Annotated in this window: 15 protein-coding genes; 5 read left to right on the forward strand and 10 right to left on the reverse strand. The window is 70.3% G+C overall.

All coding sequences use genetic code 11. From position 1 onward, the window contains the following. Positions 1 to 64: 64 nt before the first annotated feature. Entirely contained in the window at positions 65 to 1,165 is a 1,101-nt protein-coding gene (locus DIE04_RS00745; protein ID WP_044842979.1) for an ABC transporter substrate-binding protein, read from the reverse strand. Positions 1,166 to 1,290: 125 nt separating this feature from the next. On the opposite strand from DIE04_RS00745, the gene DIE04_RS00750 reads away from it, so the two are divergent. Then, positions 1,291 to 1,965: a response regulator gene (locus DIE04_RS00750; RefSeq protein ID WP_124519565.1), complete on the forward strand. Its 675-nt coding sequence runs from the start codon at positions 1,291 to 1,293 to the stop codon at positions 1,963 to 1,965. Positions 1,966 to 2,161: 196 nt separating this feature from the next. Then, on the forward strand, positions 2,162 to 3,562 hold the full coding sequence (locus tag DIE04_RS00755; protein WP_124519563.1) for a sensor histidine kinase: 1,401 nt from the start codon (positions 2,162 to 2,164) through the stop codon (positions 3,560 to 3,562). Between the two features lie 173 nt (positions 3,563 to 3,735). Here the strand turns inward: DIE04_RS00755 and DIE04_RS00760 are convergent, their stop codons facing one another. The 8 genes from DIE04_RS00760 to DIE04_RS00795 all read right to left on the reverse strand — a co-directional run bounded on the left by DIE04_RS00760 (position 3,736) and on the right by DIE04_RS00795 (position 11,883). Continuing rightward, a complete protein-coding gene (locus DIE04_RS00760) occupies positions 3,736 to 4,602 on the reverse strand; it encodes an MOSC domain-containing protein (protein WP_124519562.1) in 867 nt (288 codons plus the stop codon). 98 nt (positions 4,603 to 4,700) lie between these two features. Then, positions 4,701 to 5,660: an ABC transporter substrate-binding protein gene (locus DIE04_RS00765; RefSeq protein ID WP_124519560.1), complete on the reverse strand. Its 960-nt coding sequence runs from the start codon at positions 5,658 to 5,660 to the stop codon at positions 4,701 to 4,703. Positions 5,661 to 5,697: 37 nt separating this feature from the next. After that, the gene (locus DIE04_RS00770; protein ID WP_124519559.1) at positions 5,698 to 6,882 is read right to left on the reverse strand and encodes a cytochrome c; all 1,185 of its coding nucleotides are present in this window, start codon (positions 6,880 to 6,882) and stop codon (positions 5,698 to 5,700) included. Positions 6,883 to 6,932: 50 nt separating this feature from the next. After that, positions 6,933 to 7,757, reverse strand: coding sequence for an ABC transporter ATP-binding protein (locus tag DIE04_RS00775; RefSeq protein WP_124484935.1), 825 nt, complete (start codon positions 7,755 to 7,757; stop codon positions 6,933 to 6,935). Then, on the reverse strand, positions 7,751 to 8,857 hold the full coding sequence (locus tag DIE04_RS00780) for an ABC transporter permease (RefSeq protein WP_124519558.1): 1,107 nt from the start codon (positions 8,855 to 8,857) through the stop codon (positions 7,751 to 7,753). The genes DIE04_RS00775 and DIE04_RS00780 overlap by 7 nt, the downstream gene beginning before the upstream one ends. 4 nt (positions 8,858 to 8,861) lie before the next feature. Then, positions 8,862 to 9,896 carry an ABC transporter substrate-binding protein gene (locus DIE04_RS00785; protein WP_124519557.1) on the reverse strand — a complete coding sequence of 345 codons (1,035 nt, stop codon included), beginning with the start codon at positions 9,894 to 9,896 and terminating at the stop codon, positions 8,862 to 8,864. Positions 9,897 to 9,931: 35 nt separating this feature from the next. Continuing rightward, entirely contained in the window at positions 9,932 to 10,777 is an 846-nt protein-coding gene (locus DIE04_RS00790) for a class II aldolase/adducin family protein (RefSeq protein ID WP_124484933.1), read from the reverse strand. A 20-nt stretch (positions 10,778 to 10,797) separates the two neighbouring features. Beyond that, positions 10,798 to 11,883, reverse strand: coding sequence for an LLM class flavin-dependent oxidoreductase (locus DIE04_RS00795; RefSeq protein WP_044842988.1), 1,086 nt, complete (start codon positions 11,881 to 11,883; stop codon positions 10,798 to 10,800). 451 nt (positions 11,884 to 12,334) lie between these two features. On the opposite strand from DIE04_RS00795, the gene DIE04_RS00800 reads away from it, so the two are divergent. Then, positions 12,335 to 13,681, forward strand: coding sequence for an acyl-CoA dehydrogenase family protein (locus DIE04_RS00800; RefSeq protein WP_124519555.1), 1,347 nt, complete (start codon positions 12,335 to 12,337; stop codon positions 13,679 to 13,681). A 97-nt stretch (positions 13,682 to 13,778) separates the two neighbouring features. On the opposite strand, the gene DIE04_RS00805 is transcribed toward DIE04_RS00800, so the two are convergent. Next, positions 13,779 to 14,702, reverse strand: coding sequence for a LysR family transcriptional regulator (locus tag DIE04_RS00805; RefSeq protein WP_124519553.1), 924 nt, complete (start codon positions 14,700 to 14,702; stop codon positions 13,779 to 13,781). A 74-nt stretch (positions 14,703 to 14,776) separates the two neighbouring features. On the opposite strand from DIE04_RS00805, the gene DIE04_RS00810 reads away from it, so the two are divergent. Then, entirely contained in the window at positions 14,777 to 15,343 is a 567-nt protein-coding gene (locus DIE04_RS00810; protein ID WP_124519551.1) for a cysteine dioxygenase, read from the forward strand. A gap of 122 nt (positions 15,344 to 15,465) precedes the next feature. Then, on the forward strand, positions 15,466 to 17,091 hold the full coding sequence (locus tag DIE04_RS00815) for a rhodanese-related sulfurtransferase (RefSeq protein WP_124519549.1): 1,626 nt from the start codon (positions 15,466 to 15,468) through the stop codon (positions 17,089 to 17,091). The last annotated feature ends 28 nt before the right edge of the window (positions 17,092 to 17,119 follow it).

The following is a 17,119-nucleotide window of genomic DNA, read 5'->3' on the forward strand; positions in this document are numbered from 1 at the left end:
GGAAGGGGGCCGCCCGCGCGGCGTGCGGCGGGCGGCCGTCGGTCGGCCGAAGCCGATCAGTGGATCAGCTCTTGATCGCCTGCTGCCATTGCTTCAGGAACGCGAGCCGCTTCGACTGGTCCAGATAGACGAGCAGGCCGGTGCCGATCGGGATCGGCTTCAGCGAATCGCCGAGTTCCTTCGTGAGGCTCGCGGCCGACGTTTCGCCGGTCACGTCCGTGCGAATCGCGTACAGGTTCGCCTGGTTCGCGATCAGCGTCTGGCCGCGCTTCGACAGCAGGTAGTCGACCCACAGCTTCGCGGCGTTCGGGTTCTTCGCCTTCTTCGAGATCGTGGCCAGGCGGCTCACGACTTGTGTGTAGTCCTTCGGGAATACGTAGCCGATCGACTTGTCCTTCTTCGCCTTCGCGTACGCATACGAGCCGATGATGTTGTAGCCGATCAGGTTCTCGCCCGACGAGATGCGCTCCATCATCGCGCCGGTGCTCGACTGCAGCTTCGGACCGGTCGCGCCGATCGCCTTCACGAGCTCCCACGTGACCTTCTCGTTCAGGTGCGCGTCCTGCGTCAGCGCGTTGAAGCCGACGCCGGATTTCTCGACGTCGTACGTCGTCAGCTTGCCTTTGAACTTGTCGGGTTGCGACGTGAGCAGCTTGATCAGGTCGGTGCGCGTTTTCGGCACCTCGTTCTCGGGAATCAGCCGCTTGTTGTAGACGATCGCGAGCGGCTCGAACGTCGTGCCGTACGCCTGCTTCTGGTATTGCGCCCATTGCGGCACGTTCGCGCTTTCCGGCGAATCGTACGACGTCATCAGGCCGTCGTTGACGAGCTTGACCTGCAGGTCCATCGCCGAGCTCCACAGCACGTCGGCGCTGGTGCTGCTCGCGGCGTTCTCGCTGATGTAGCGGTTGTACAGCTCGGTGCTGTTCATGTCGTTGTACTCGACCTTCACGCCATACAGGCTTTCGAAGTCCTTGATCAGCGGGCGCACGAGGCCCGTGTCGGTCGTCGAGTAGACGATCAGCTTGCCTTCCTTCTTCGCGGCGTCGACGACACCTTGGTAGTTACCCGGATACCCGGCCGGAACCTGCGCGGTGGCGGCGCCGGCGGCGGTGCCCAGGACGATCGCCAGCGCGGCGGCGAGCTGCTTCGGTGCAAACGGCATGTCTTCCTCCAGTTATGCGTGTGTGTTGTTCGAGTGACGCGGATGTTAATTGCGAGGCACTTTCAGCCTGCTTTCATTTCGGTTCACAATAGTGTCCTTTGTGTCATGGATTTCCCGAGGTCCCCATGCGTGTGCTGCTCGTCGAAGACAACCCGAACCTTGCGCAGTCGTTGAACGACGCGCTGAGTGCCGCGCGCTTCGCGGTCGATCACATGGCGGACGGGGAGGCGGCGGATCACGTGCTGCGCACGCAGGACTACGCGCTGGTGATACTCGATCTCGGGCTGCCGAAGCTCGACGGGCTCGAGGTGCTGCGGCGGCTGCGCGCGCGCCGCAATCCGGTGCCGGTGCTGATCCTCACCGCGCACGGCTCGGTCGAGGACCGCGTGAAGGGGCTCGATCTCGGCGCCGACGATTACCTCGCGAAGCCGTTCGAGCTGACCGAGCTGGAGGCGCGCGCCCGCGCGCTGATCCGGCGCAGCCTCGGCCACGAGCATTCGCGGGTCGAGTGCGGGCCGCTTTCGTATGACAGTATCGACCGCAGCTTCCACCTCGCCGGCGAACCGCTGCCGCTCACGCCGCGCGAGCGCTCGGTGCTGGAGGTGCTGGTCCTGCGCAACGGCCGCGCGATCAACAAGGAGACGCTGTCGGAGAAGATCTTCGGGCTCGACGAGTCGGTCAACGCGGATGCGATCGAGATCTACGTGTACCGGCTGCGCAAGAAACTGGAGAACACCGGTGTCGCGATCGTCACGCTGCGCGGCCTCGGATACTTGCTCGAAGCGAAGGCGGCCGGATGAATCACCGCCGGGCTTGCCTTCTTTGCATGGGGCCGCGGTACGCGCCAAAGCGCTGCGCGGGATCGGCACGTTCGCTGCTTGCCGCGGGCGCGCCAGCCATCCGCGGCCGGCCTGGCAAAGCCGGCCGGCTGCACGGGCGCGGAGCGAGGCCGCACGCGTTTTCCGCCACGCTGGTCGGTGCAGCCCGGCGGGCAGCATGGTGACACGCCCGAACCTGCGCGCGCAGGTCGCGCTGTGGCTGCTGCTGCCGCTGCTCGGGCTGCTCGCGCTCGACTCGTGGCTCACGTACCAGCGCGCGATGAGCGCCGCGCACGTCGCGTTCGACCGCACGCTGTCGTCGTCGCTGAAGTCGATCCGCGAAGGCGTGCGGTTCAACGAGGGCGAGATCGAGGTCGACCTGCCGTATCTCGCGCTCGAAATGTTCGAGTCGGGCGACGGCGGCAAGATCTATTACCTGATCCGCGAGGACAACGGCCGCACGATCACCGGCTATCCGGACCTGCCGCTGCCGCAGGGCGACGGCACGCTGTTCGTCACGCGCTACTACAACGTCGTCTATCGCGGCGAGCAGTTGCGCATGGCCGCGCTGCGCGTGCCGGTGCACGACGTGCCGACCGCGCAGACGCGCATCGTGTGGGTGATGGTCGGCGAGACGATCGAGGCGCGCCAGGCGCTCGCGCGCGAGATCCTGATGGGCTCGCTGCTGCAGGAGGGGCTGCTCGTCGTGCTCGCGCTCGGGATCGTGTGGCTCGGCGTCGGGCGCGGGCTGCGGCCGCTGAACCGGCTGTCGGCGACGGTCGCCGCGCGCAGCGACGGCGATCCGACGCCGCTCGATACCGGCGGCATGCCGAGCGAACTCGCGCCGCTCGTCGAGTCGATCAACCAGTACATCGGCCGCACGCAGCGGATGCAGGTCGCGCGGCGGCGTTTCTTCGCGGACGCGGCCCATCAGCTGAAGACCCCGCTCGCGGCGGTGCAGGCCGGCGTCGAGCTGGCGTTGCGGCCGGACGAGCAGCCGCGCGTGAACGTGCATCTGCGGCGCGTGAACGGCGCGGTGCGGCAGGCCGTGAAGATCGTCCAGCAGCTGCTGTCGCTGTCGCGGCTCGATTCGGACAGCGGCCAGGCGGTCGCGCACCAGCCGGTCGCGCTTCACCGGCTCGCGCGCAGCGTGACGCTCGACTGGTCGCCGGTCGCGCGCGCGCGCGACATCGATCTCGGCTTCGAGCACGAGGCGGATGTCGACGTGCTCGGCCAACCGGACCTGCTCGGCGAATTGATCGGCAACCTGATCGACAACGCGATTCGTTATTCGGGCGACCGCGCGGTGATCACGGTGCGCGTGTCGCGCGATGGCGACCATGCGCGGCTCGACGTGATCGACAACGGGCCGGGCATTCCGGCCGGCGAACGCGACGCGGTGTTCGAGCGTTTCCATCGCGGCAGCAAGACGCAGACGGTCGAAGGCACGGGGCTCGGGCTGTCGATCGTGCGCGAGATCGCGCGCGTGCATCAGGGCAGCGTGACGCTGGCCGATGCGGCGGGAGGCGGGTTGATCGTGACGGTGATGTTGCCGACGGTGCCGGCGGCGGCGCAGTAGAAGGGCTGGTTCGCTTGGTCGCGGAGAATCGCGGCGAATGTGAGCGAATGGCGGCGAGCGGCATCTCCGAGGGAGGGAGGTGGGCGCGCCGGCAACGTCGCGGCGGATGTCTTCGACGCATCGCCCTCGGCGGCGATGCATACGACGCGCCGTCCGCCGCCCCGCTCAGTCGCTCAATCGCCGAATCCGATCTCCGCCTCGAGCGATTGCCCGACCTCCAGCCAGGCTCCCGCGCCTTCGACCACGATCGCATTGATGCCGAAGGTCAGCGCGTCGTCGTAGTTCGGATTCGCGCGATACGTCTGCATCGTGTCGGTCGGCTCGTGCGGCCACGCCGGGTTCGGCGCGCCGGTCACCTGGTCGATCGTCGGCATCGGGCAACGCGTGCACAGCTTCACGAGGCGCAGCCGCACGGGTGTGTCGCCTTCGGCGTCGAGATGCTCGACGAAATCCTCTTCGTACGCATCGAGATCCGACACGACGATGTTCGGGCGGAAGCGGTTCATCGGAATCGCCGGCGCGCCTTTCGCGACGAGCTTCGCGTTCAGGTCGTCGAGCGACGACTGGCCGATCACGAGCAGCGGATAGCCGTCCGCGAACTGCGTGTGCGTGTCGATGTCGCCGGTCCATTTGCGGTTGCAGCCGCGGCGCGCATCCGCGCCGAAGCGCGCGAGCTTCAGCGGCGTGCCGAGGAATTCGGTGAGCCATGCGGCTGTCGCGGCGCCCGTGTCGATCGCGTCGACGGTGTCGCGCCAGACGGTCGCGGCCATCTTCGGCGTGGCCGGCGTCGCGTCGCCGTCGAGCGGCGTGCGGATCTCGGGCATGCCCGGCGCGTTCAGCACGAGCGCGTCGTGCTCGAGCGCGGTGCGGATCAGCGCGAGGCGCGGGTGCGTGCGCTGCGTGATCATCATCCCGTCCGGGGTGGTGATCAGCCAGTGGCGATCGTACGCGAGGCCCGTTTCGAGCAGTTGCGCGCGCGACAGCACGATGCCGGCGCAGGATTTGATCGGGTAGACAAAGAGTTCGGAGATGGCTGGCATGACGCTGGCTGACATGGGCAGGATGGTCGAATCGCGATTGTGCCAGATCGTGCGAAAGCCGTTTGGGCGGTGGCCGGCCGCCGCACGGCCGCGACCGGTCACGCCAGCGGAAAGCCGAGGTCGAAGGTCGTGCGCACGTCGAGCGGCTGGCGCAGCAGCCCGGCCTTCAGGTAGAAGTCGGCCGTGCGCTGCTGCCCGGCGATCACCGTCGCGTCGATCGGCTGCCAGCGCGTGTTGCGGCGCTCGAACTGCAGCTTCGCCGCCGCCGGCGGGATGCCGATGATGCGCGCGAGTGCCGCGGAATACGCGTCGACGTGCCGGTACGACCAGACCTGCGCGCGCACCACCCGTTGCAGGAAGTCGTGCAGCACCTCTCGCTTCGACGCGATCGCCGCGTCGGTCGCCGCGATGTAGCTGAAGCCCGACCACAGGCCGCGGCCGTTGACGAGCACGCGCGCGCGGCCGCTCGTTTCCGCGAGGGCCGTATAGGGTTCCCACGTCGCCCACGCATCGATCGAACCGGTTGCGAGCGCAAGCATCGTGTCGGCCGGCGGCAGGAAGCGGAACGAGACGGCGTCGGACGGCAGGCCGGCCGCGTCGAGCGCCTTCAACGTGACGAAATGGCCGATCGAGCCGCGCGTGGTGCCGATGCGCTTGCCTTTCAGGTCTGCGGCGTCCTTCAGCGTCGCGTCGGGCCGCACGAGCACGGCGGTGCCGTACGGGTCGGACCGGTTCGCGCCGATCACCTTGATGCGGGCGCCCGAGGCGAGCGCGAAGATCACCGGCGCGTCGCCGATCGGCCCGCAGTCGACGGCCGCCGCGTTCAGCGCTTCGGCCAGGGGGGCGGCGGCCGGGAATTCGGTCCATGCGATGTCGTACGCGAGGCCGTTCAGTTCGCCGGCCGCTTCGAGCAGCGCGCGCAGGCCGCCTTTCTGGTCGCCGGCACGCAGCAGCGGCCGCGCGTCCGATTGCGCATGCAGCGTGGCCGGCGCGGCGGCGAGGGTGGCGGCGGCGAGGGCGCTCGCTTGCGCGAGGAAGTGGCGTCGGGTCGGATTCATCGTGAAGTTCGGTTCGTCGGGAAAACGGTTCAGGGATTCAATGCGGGAGCCCGGCCTGCACGTCGCGTACGGGTTCAGCGTCCACGCGCAGCAGCAGCGCGGTCAGCGGATCGACGTTCGCGGCGTCGGCCGGCGCTCGCGCCGCGGCATCGGAGCGGCACAGCAAGTCGTCGGCCGACCAGCCCGCGCTGCCCGGCAACGCGCGCGCCCGCAGCCAGCCGCGCCGGTCGGCAAGCAGTTGCGTGCCGCCGAACGCAGCGGGCGGCACGCCGGCAATCGTCGCGAACGCTTGCCATGCATCGGGCGTCGATGCGACGCAGTTCGCGCGCGTGCCGACCGGCGGTGGCGGCGTGGACGGATCGCCGGCGGTGACGAGCAGCGTCTGCCAGCGCGGGTCTTCCCGAGGCGGCGTGCCGCCCGGCGCGAGCGCGACGATGCGCACACGCTGGCCTTCGCGCCAGCGCTCGAGCGGTTGCGGCGCGGCGCTGCCGCAGCGCACGTCGAGCGCCGGCAGCGGAACGGGCACGGGCCACGCCCCTTCCGCCTGCGCGCCGCTGCCGGCCGACAGCGCTTTCAGGTAATCGAGCACGGCCCAGGTGTCCGCCGGGCCGAGCGTCGCGGCAAAGCCCGGCATCGAAGCCGCGCCGCGCGCGTCGCGCGTACCGTGGCGCATGCGCCAATACAGTTCGCCGTCGAGCCGGCGGGCAAGCAGTGCGCCCGCGAAGGTCGGCGGCCAATGCGCGAGGCTCGCCGCGAGCGGGCCCTCGCCGCGGCCGTCCGCGCCGTGACAGGCTGCGCAATGCTGCGCATACAGATGCGCGCCGCGCATCAGGTTCACGACGGAAAACGCGGCGGGACTGCGCTGGAAACTCGTGGGCGCCGCCGGCGCGAGCCACAGCGACGCCGGCGGCCACGGCGCGAACCACGCGACGGCCAGCGCGGCGATCGCCGCTGCCGCCCGCCACTTGCGCGACACGAGTGCGATGCAGCCGAGCGCCGCGGCGAGCGTGGTCATTGCGACGGCGAATGCAAGCTGTCGCGTGAGCCCCGCGTCGATGCGCAGCGTTTCGAGCGCGATGCGGTGTGCCCAGGGCCACGCGGCCTGTCCGTCGGCATTGCCGGTCAGGCCGATCGCATGCAGCACCCGGGCCAACGCGATCTGTGCGCGATACAGCAGTTGCAGGAACAGGAGTGCCCAGTCGGCGAACGGCGGCGCGTTCATCGGCGCGGCCCTTGCCGCGCACCGGCCATCCTGCGAAAGGCACTGCGCATCTACCAGCTCGCATCGAGTCCGAGATGCCGCAGCGCTTCGTGACGCAGTTCGGCGAGACGCGGGTCGCCGCGATGGCGCGGATACGGCAGGTCGACACGCAGTTCCGCGACGATGCGTGCGGGCCGCGGCCCGAACACGATCACGCGCTGCGCGAGAAACAGCGCTTCCTCGACATCGTGCGTGACGAGCAGCGCGGAGAACCCGTCGCGTTGCCACAGCGCGGTCAACTCGGCCTGCATCGTCAGCCGCGTCAATGAATCGAGCTTGCCGAGCGGTTCGTCGAGGATCAGCAGGCGTGGATCGTTGACGAGCGCGCGGGCGAGCGCGACACGCTGCGCCATCCCGCCCGACAGCTGATGCGGAAACACGTTCGAGAATTCCTGCAACCCGACGCGCGCGAGCGCATCGTCGACGCGATGCTGCGACGTGCGGGCCACGCCGCGCGCTTCGAGGCCGAGCGCGACGTTCGCGCGCACGCGGCGCCACGGGTAGAGCGTCGGATCCTGGAACACGACGATGCGCGACGGATCGGGCCGCTCGATCGGCGTGCCGTCCTGCGCGATCGTGCCTTGCCGTGCGGCGTCGAGGCCCGCGACGAGCCGCAGCAGCGTCGATTTTCCGCAGCCGCTCGGGCCGAGCAGCGCGACGAATTCGCCGGCCGCGACCGACAGCGTGACGTCGTCGAGCACCGGCAGCGGGCCGCCGGGGCCGTCGAACGCATGGCTCACGCGGCGGATGTCGATGCGCGCGCCGCGCGGCGCCGTGGCGTCGAGCGCGGCGGGCGGCGTGGCAACGGACGATTCGAGAACGGCGGCGCTTACCATTTGACGGTTCCTTTCTGCCACGCGAGCACACGGTCGCGCACCGCGAACAGCAGCGCGATCAGCCCGGAAAACAGCAGCGCCATCACGATCAGCGCCGCATACATGTTCACGTACGATGCCCAGCCCTGCGCCCAGCTCAGGTACCAGCCGAGCCCCGACTTGACGCCCATCATCTCGGCGACGACCAGCACCGTGAACGACGCGCTCAGCCCCATGAAGATGCCGACGAACACGTGCGGCAGCGCGGCCGGAATCGCGACGCGCAACACGAGGAAGCGCGCGTTCGCGCCGAGCGTGCGCGCGACGTCGTAGTACTGCCGGTTTACGCTCGCGACGCCCGACCACGTCAGCACCGCGACCGGGAAGCCGGTCGACAGCGCGATCAGGAACGCGGCGGCCGAATAGCTCGTCGGGAAGAAGTAGAACGTGAGCGGCAGCAGCGCGGTGGCCGGCACGGGGCCGAGCACGCGCAGCACCGGATGCACCCAGTAGCCGATGCGGCGCGACCAGCCGATCGATACGCCGACCGCGAACCCGACCGCGACGCCGTACGCAAACCCGAGGGAAAGCAGCTTCAGCGTGTTGCCGGCGCTGCCGGCAAGGCGCGGCCAGTCGTCGGCGTAGACCTCGATCAGCGCCTGCGGCGGCGCGAAGAACGGCGTCGGCAGCCAGCCGGTCTTGGCCGTGACGACTTCCCACACGGCGAGCACGAGCGGCAGCGCGACGAGCCACGGGCCGGCCGGGCGCACGCGGGCGAGCCGCGCACGCGTGGCCGGCACGCGATGGCCGAGCGTCGCGGCGGCCAGCAGCAGCGCGCCGATCGCCCACGCGGCGATGCCGAACGTGTCGGTGTACGCCCAGTCGGTGAAACCGACGACGCGGTTCGGCCACACGTAGGTCACCGCGCCGAGCGCGGCCCACGCGAGCGCCGCGACGACGCCGGTCGGCCAGCTGCGTGCCCGGCGGGCTTCGGCCGCGAGCGTCGCGTCGCAGGCCGTGCACGCGGGACGGGACGCGGCAGTCGCGGGCGCCGCCGCGGTGGCGGCATTGCCCGAGGTGGACGCGGTGCGCGCGGCGGACGCGTGTTCGATCGTCGACATCGCGTCACCCCAGCACGTTCGCATAGACCTGCTGCGCGAAGCGCTGCGGGTCGGTGCTCTTCTTCAGCACGCTGATGCGGCGGAAGTCGTCCGCGTAGAACGCGATTTCCTGCTGCAGGTCGACGTTGGTCGGATGGTGCGAGTAGGTCAGCGTCGCGTACAGCTTGCGCAGGTCGTCGGGGTTGATCTTCGGTGAATACTTCGCGAATGCCTTCGCGGCTTCGTTCGGGTTGTCGTGCGTGTACTCGGTGGCCTGCACGATCGAGCGCGCGAGTGCGGCGGCCGCCGGCCGGTCGTTGCGCACGAGGTCGCCGCGCGCGCCGATCACGCAGCACACCTTGCGCGCATATTCGCCGGACAGGTTCGTCGCGAGTTCGGTGTACGCGCCGTTGCTGCGCTTCTCGAGCAGATAGAGGTTCGGGTCGCCGTCGGCGATGGCCTGGATCTCGCCCTTGTCGACCGCGACGCCGAGCAGGTCGGCCGGATACTGCCGCCACGTGATGTCGCGTTCGGGATCGATGCCGTTCTTCGCGAGCAGGATAGAGAAGAAATGCTTGCCGGGCGCCGCGAGATCGCTGACGCCGACCGTCTTGCCCTTCAGCGCCTGCAGGGTCGTCACGCCCGCGGTCTTCGACCCGAGCAGCCGCACGCAGCCGCCGTGCGAGCTGCCGATGATCTTCACGTCGAAGCCGGCTTCGAGCGGCTTCAGCCAGCGGTGGATCATCCCGACCGCGGCATCGGCCTTGCCGGTCGCGATCGATTCGAGCAGCTGGTCGGTCGATCCGCTGTAGTTGATCAGTTCGACCTTCAGCCCGTTCTTCTCGAAGAAGCCGTTCTCCTGCGCGACGACGATCGGCGTCAGGCAGAACGCGTTCTGGTTCCACGCGAACGTGAGCTTCTTCAGCGGCGGCGCCGACCAGGCCTTGCGGCCGAGCGTGATCGCCGGTGCGGCGAGCGCGGCGGCCCCGGCCGCGCGCAGCAGCCGGCGGCGCTTGTCGTCATGGGCGCCGGTCGGCGCGGGTGCGGTGGTTTTGGTCATGGTGTGGTCTCCGGTTCCGGTCGTGCGGCGGGCGCTCAGTCGAGCAGGTCGGGTTCGTCGGCGACGACGCGCGCGAACAGGCTGTCGAACGCGTGCAATGCGCCGTCGGGGCCGCCGATCTGGCCGTGCGTGTGTCGCGCGGTCGCATGATCGATCGGTTGCGGCGTGCCGGCCGCTTCGGCCAGCAGCTGCGTGTGCGCGGCGTTGTCGAGCGCGATGTACCACCACGCGGCGGCCTCGACCGTCGGGCCGGCCGTCAGGATGCCGTGGTTCTTCAGGATCACGCCCTTGTGCGTGGTGCCGTCGGGCTTCGCGAGCGCATCCGCGATCCGCGCGCCTTCGCTCGTATCGACGACCATCCCGGTGAAGTCGTCGAACAGCGCGTGGTCCTCGTAGAACACGCACGCGTCCTGCGTCAGCGGGTCGAGCGGGCGGCCGAGCGTCGACCACGCCTTGCCGTAGGTCGAATGCGTATGCGCGGCCGCGACGAGGTGCGGATGCGCGTCGTGAATCGCCGCGTGGATCGCGAACGCGGCCTTGTTCAGCGGCCGGTTGCCGATCGCGGTTTCGCCGCGCGAATTGACGAGCAGCAGGTCCGACACCTTGATCTGCGAGAAATGCACGCCGAGCGGATTCACCCAGAAGTGGTCGGGCAGTTCCGGGTCGCGCGCGGTGATGTGGCCGGCGAGGCCCGACGCGAAGCCGAAGCGCGCGAACAGGCGGAACGCGGCCGCGAGCCGCTCCTGCCGGTGGCGGCGCTCGGCGGCGACGTCGAAGCGCGGCGCGGGCGGATCGAACCAGAAATGCTGGCGCGGCGTGTCGGCGAGGACGAGGCCCGACGCGGTGCGCACGGGCGAGGACGAAGACAGGACGGCGGACATGGTCGGCATCTCCCCGTGCGTCAGGCCGCGCGGCGCGCCGCGTCGCGTGCCGCGACGGCGCTGCGCACGCGCGGAATCAGTTCGCGGCCGTAGTCGATCGCGTCTTCGAGCGGATCGAAGCCGCGAATCAGGAACGTCGTCACGCCGAGGTCGTAGTAGTCGAGCAGCGCGTCGGCGACCTGTTCGGGCGTGCCGACCAGCGCGGTCGAATTCGAGCGCGCGCCGGTGAGCTTCGCGATCTCGGTCCACAGCCGCTTGTCGACGCGCGCGCCGCGTTCGGCCGCGGCGAGCAGGCGCCGCGCGCCTTCGCTCTGCTGCGGGCCGCCGGTGGCGAGGCCGGCCGCTTCGCGCAGCCGGCGGGTTTCGTCGAGGATCCGGTGCGCGCGCGCCCAGGCTTCGTCTTCGGTCGCCGCGAGGATCGGCCGGAACGACACGGAGAAGCGCACCTGCCGGCCGTGCTTCGCGGCTTCGGCGCGCACGCGCGTCGTCAGGTCGCGCACCTGGTCGAGCGATTCGCCCCACAGCGCATAGACGTCCGCGTGCTTCCCGGCGACTTCCAGCGCCGCTTCCGAGGCGCCGCCGAAGTAGATCGGCACGTGCGGCTTCTGGAACGGCTTCACTTCCGAAAAACCCTGCGTGAAGCGGTAGTGCGCGCCGTCGTGATCGAACGGCTGCGTGTCGGTCCAGATGCGGCGCAGGATGCCGAGGTATTCGTCGGTGCGCGCGTAGCGTGCGTCGTGGTCGAGGAAATCGCCGTCGCGCTGCTGCTCGCTGTCCGAGCCGCCGGAGATGAAGTGCACGGCGAGCCGGCCGCGGCTGAACTGGTCGAGCGTCGCGATCTGCCGCGCGGCGAGCGTCGGCGCGGTGAAGCCGGGGCGATGCGCGAGCATGAAGTGGATGCGCTCGGTCGCCGCGGCGGCGAACGCGATCGTCAGCGTCGCCGACGGGCCGGTCGAGTGGTGCGGGACGAGGATCCGGTCGAAGCCGGCCGTTTCGTGGGCGCGGGCGAAGTCGCGCACGTAGTCGGGGTCGACGACGGGGCCGGCAGGCGGATGGATTTCCGACTGCTTCTGGCTCTGGATCATGCCGATGAATTCGACGCTCATCTGGGTCTCCGATGCAAGGACGGCCCGGCGCGGCCAGCGAGGGCCGGCCGGGCGGGAATGGAGCGCAGATTACCGCCGGGATCATGCGGAACGGAAATAATCAATCCCGAATTGAATATCAGATTTGCATGGTTTGGGCGCGTGTGCGTTGCGCATACGCTATGGGCTCACGATCGGGCCGGACGGGGCGCCGGCTGCGTGTCGAGCGGGGCTTGCGCGCCGGATCAACACGACGGGAGCCGGATCGGCATCGGGTTCGGAAGCAGCGGCTCGGGTCGAAGGCAGAGGTGTGCGGCGGATGCGTGCGCGAGCACCTCGGATCCACGCCACGCGCCCCCGGCGAATCCAGCGCCGATCGCCGCCGTCTCCACGAGCCACCGCCGCCATTCGCCGAGCGATCTTCGCCACGACGTTTTATCCCGTTACCCAGTCACCGAGGGAATCCGTACCGATGTCCGCCAGCCTTGCCGCTTCCTCGCCGCTATCGCAGCTATCGCCGCAGTCGTCCCAGTCGTCGCTGCGCCACCTGCCTGCCGACGATGCGCGCGTTACCGCGCTGCTCGCGCGTCTCGCGCCCGAACTCGCGGCTGACGCCGCCCGCAACGACGTCGACGGCCGTTTCCCGCACGAGAATTTCGCGCGGCTGCATCGCGCCGGGCTGATCGCGCAGGTCGTGCCGCGCGAGCACGGCGGCGCGGGCGCGACGCTCGCGCAGGCGAGCCGGATCGTGGCCGCGGTCGCGCGCGCCGATCCGGCGACCGCGCTGGTGCTGACGATGACCTATCTGCAGCATCGCGCGCTCGGCCGCGCGGACAACCGCTGGCCCGCGCGCCTGCGGCGTGCGGTGTTCGACAGCGCGGTTGCCGACGGCGCGCTGATCAACGCGCTGCGCGTCGAGCCGGCGCTCGGTTCGCCGTCGCGCGGCGGCCTGCCCGAAACGATCGCGCGTCGCGACGGCGACGGCTGGCGGCTGTCCGGCCACAAGCTGTACAGCACCGGCATTCCTGCGCTGCGCTGGCTGGCCGTGTGGGCCCGCACGGACGAACCCGAGCCGCGCGTCGGCGTGTTCCTCGTGCGGCGCGAGCGCGACACGGAAGTCGATGCGCGCATCCGCGTGATCGAAAGCTGGAATCACCTGGGCCTGCGCGCATCGGGCAGTCACGAGGTGGTGTTCGACGACGTGCGGCTGCCCGCGGATCATGCGGTGGACGTGCGCGCGCCCGATGCGTGGGCCGTGTCGGCCGCGAGTCATGCGGATGTCGATGCGCAGGCCGACCAGCAGGCCTGGATGGTCGCGCTGCTCGGCAGCCTCTACGACGCGGTCGCCCGCGCGTCGCGCGACTGGCTGCTCGATTTCGCGACGACGCGCGCGCCGAGCGGGCTCGGTGCGCCGCTCGCGACGCTGCCGCGCGTGCAGGAGGCCGTCGGCGAGATCGAGGGGTGGCTGCATGCGAACCGCGTGCTGCTCGACGAGCACATCGCGCGCACCGATGCGGGCGACCCGCCGACGGTGACGACGAGCGGCCTCGTCAAGCGGACCGTGACGGAACAGGCGATCCGCACGGTCGAGCATGCGTTGAAGCTGTCGGGCAATCACGGGCTGAGCCGCCACAATCCGCTCGAACGCCACTATCGCGACGTGCTGTGCAGCCGCGTGCATACGCCGCAGGACGATGCGATCGCGGTGGCCGCCGGACGGGCCGTGCTCGACGCGGCGGCGCGACGCGCTGCCGCGAACGCGGAAGCGGGCGGAACGTCACGCGACGCGCCGGCATCCGGGCGCAACAGCGATGCGTGAGCGGGGCGGCGGGATGGTGGGCGCAAAGGCCAACGCAAAGGCCGACGCAAACGCAAACGCAAACGCAACGCCGCCGCGCAGGCGCCGTCGCGCGTGGTCAAGCGGCTTCGTCGTGCCCGGCCGCATCCGCCGGCAGCGCAAACGCGGTGCGCGCATGCGCGGCCACGGCCAGGAGCGGCGCCTTGAAGCGCGCGGCGTCCTGCCGGTGCAGCAGCCACAGATCGATCTGCGGCTTGAAATCGGCGAGCGGGACGATGTCGACCGCGTCGCGCAGCGGGCTGCCTTCGACGAGCGGCAGCGGCATCAGCCCGATCCCGAAGCCGTTCGCGACGCTCTGCAATTGCAGGTCGCGGCCGTAGGCGTCGAGCGTGACCGGCATCGGCAGCCCCTGCGCGTCGAGCGCGCGGCGCAGCCCCGCACGAAAGCCGCAGCCGTCGGGATTGAGCACCCAGCCGCGCGCATGGCAGTCGGCGAGCCGGTAGCTGCGGCGCGGCCAGTCGCCCTTGCGGCCGACCGCGACGAGCCGCGTGGCCAGCAGCCGCTCGCCTTCGACCTGCGGCGGCAGCACCATCTCGCGGGCCAGAAACACCAGCGCGGCGTCGAGTTCGCGGTGCGCGACGCGTTCGACGAGCATGCCGCCCCACGCGGTCGTGACCTGCGTGGCGAGCGCCGGCCATTGCGCGGCGAGCTGCGCGATCAGGCCGGGCAGCATCAGCTCGCCGAGCCCTTGCGTGAGGCCGACGCGGAATTCGCCGGCGGGCGGCCGCTGGCCGGCCGTCAGTTCGCGCAGCGCGTCGACTTCGCGCAGGATCGCGCGGCACTGCTCGAACACCTGCAGGCCGATGTCGGTCGGGCGCGGCGGCTTCGTGTTGCGGTCGAGCAGCGTGACGCCGAGCGCCTCCTCGAGGTTCTGCACGCGCCGCGTGATCGCGGGCTGCGTCATGCCGAGCTCGGCCGCGGCCTGGCTCAGCGTCTGGCCGCGAACGACCGCTGCAAAAGCATCGATATCGCTAATTTTCATGTTTGTTCTGCATGGTATTTCGGGTGCATCATGACGATCCATCATATTCGGCATCATATTCGAGGAGGCAGCCGATGAGTACGCTTTCGTTGCAGCAGACGCCGCTGCGTCCGTTCGTCGACGGGCTGGGCGCGCTGCTCGCGTCCGGCGCGAACGAGGCGCGCATCCTCGACGAGGGCGGCGCGCTGCTGGCCGCGCTCGTCGCGCACGACGACTGGCTGCCCGACGCGTTCGCGCAGCCCGATCCCGAGCGTTACCGCCAGTACCTGCTGCATCTCGATCCCGGCGCGCGGTTTTCCGTCGTCAGCTTCGTGTGGGGGCCCGGCCAGACGACGCCGATCCACAACCACACGGTGTGGGGTCTGATCGGGATGCTGCGCGGCGGCGAGTTTTCGCAACCGTACCGGCTCGACGCGGCCGGCAGGCCGGTGCCGGCGGGCGACGCGGTACGGCTGCAGCCGGGCGACGTCGAGGCCGTGTCGCCGCGCATCGGCGACGTCCATCGCGTGACCAACGCGTTCGACGACCAGGTGTCGATCAGCATCCACGTGTACGGCGCGAACATCGGCCAGGTCGAACGTGCGGTGTTCCTCGACGACGGCACCGTGAAGCCGTTCGTGTCCGGCTATTCGAATGCGTGACCGGACGCGTGACGCCGCAAGTCGCGGGCGCCCCGTTGCGAGGGCGCGCCCGCGGGCATCGAGCTGCATCCGTTTTCCGTGTGCTTTCTTCACCGACTCCAACAGAATCCGACAGAGACATCGTGACGCAATCCGTTGATTCCACTCCCCGTTTCCCCGTCGCGTCGTACCAGGACGTACGCGCGCGCCTGCTGGCCCGCGACGAAATCGCGCTGATCGACGTGCGCGAGGAAGATCCCTACGCGCAGGGCCACCCGCTGTGGGCCGCCAACTTTCCGCTGTCGAAGCTCGAACTCGACGCATGGACGCGCATTCCGCGCCGCGACACGCCGATCGTCGTGTTCGGCGAAGCCGGCGGCGAGGATCTCGCGCCGCGCGCGGCCGAGAAACTCGCGCAGCTCGGCTATACCGACGTGCGGCTGCTCGACGGCGGCCTCGCGGGCTGGCTCGCCGCGGGCGGCGAACTGTTCATCGACGTGAACGTGCCGAGCAAGTCGTTCGGCGAATGGGTCGAGGCCGAGCGCCATACGCCGTCGCTGTCCGCGCAGGAGGTGCGGGCGCTGATCGATGAAAAGGCCGACGTCGTGATCGTCGACGCGCGCCGCTTCGACGAATACCAGACGATGAACATCCCGACGTCGACGAGCGTGCCGGGCGCGGAACTCGTGCTGCGCGTGCGCGCGCTCGCGCCGAATCCGGCAACGCAGGTGGTGGTGAACTGCGCGGGCCGCACGCGCAGCATCATCGGCACGCAGTCGCTCGTCAACGCGGGGGTGCCGAACCCGGTCGCGGCACTGCGCAACGGCACGATCGGCTGGACGCTCGCCGGCCAGACGCTCGAGCACGGCGCCGCGCGACGCTTTCCGGACGAGATCGCACCCGCGCAGCGTGAGGAAGCACGCCGCGCCGCGCGCGCGGTGGCCGAGCGCGCGGGCGTGCCGCGCATCGCGCTCGCGGAGCTCGCCGCGCTCGACGAACCGGGCCGCACGCTGTACCGCTTCGACGTGCGCACGCCGGAGGAATACGAGGCCGGCCATCTGCCGGGCTTCCTGGGCACGCCGGGCGGCCAGCTCGTGCAGGAGACCGACCATCACGCGGCCGTGCGCGGCGCGCGGATCGTGCTCGCCGACGACGACGGCGTGCGCGCGGACATGACCGCGTCGTGGCTCGCGCAGATGGGCTGGGACGTGCGGGTGCTCGAGCCGGCCGGCACGGCGGCGTTCACCGAGCGCGGCCAGCCGCCGCGCGACGTGCCCGCGACGCCGCAGGTGAGCGAGGTGTCGCCCGCGACGCTCGCGGGCTGGCTGAAGGAGGCGGCCGCTGGCGAGCTCGCGATCGTCGACGTGACGGCCAGCGCGAACTACGTGAAGCGCCATATCCCCGGCGCGTGGTTCGTCGTGCGCGCGCAGTTGCGCGACGCGCTCGCCGCGATTCCGCCGGCGCGGCGCTATGTGTTCACGTGCGGATCGAGCCTGCTCGCGCGGTTCGCGGCGGACGACGCGCGCGCCTTGCTGCCGGCTTCCGCGGCGATCTCGGTGCTGACCGGCGGCACGGCCGCATGGATCGACGCGGGGTTGCCGCTCGAGCACGGCGAGACACGCCTCGCGTCGCCGCGCGTCGATCGCTACCGGCGCCCGTACGAAGGCACCGACAACGCGGCCGCCGCGATGCAGGCGTATCTCGACTGGGAATACGGGCTGGTCGACCAGCTGAAGCGGGACGGCACGCACCACTTCCGCGTGATCTGACCACGGCGCGGCAACCGGCGTGCGGTAC

This window comes from Burkholderia sp. Bp8994 (genome assembly GCF_003853805.1).
Lineage (GTDB): Bacteria > Pseudomonadota > Gammaproteobacteria > Burkholderiales > Burkholderiaceae > Burkholderia.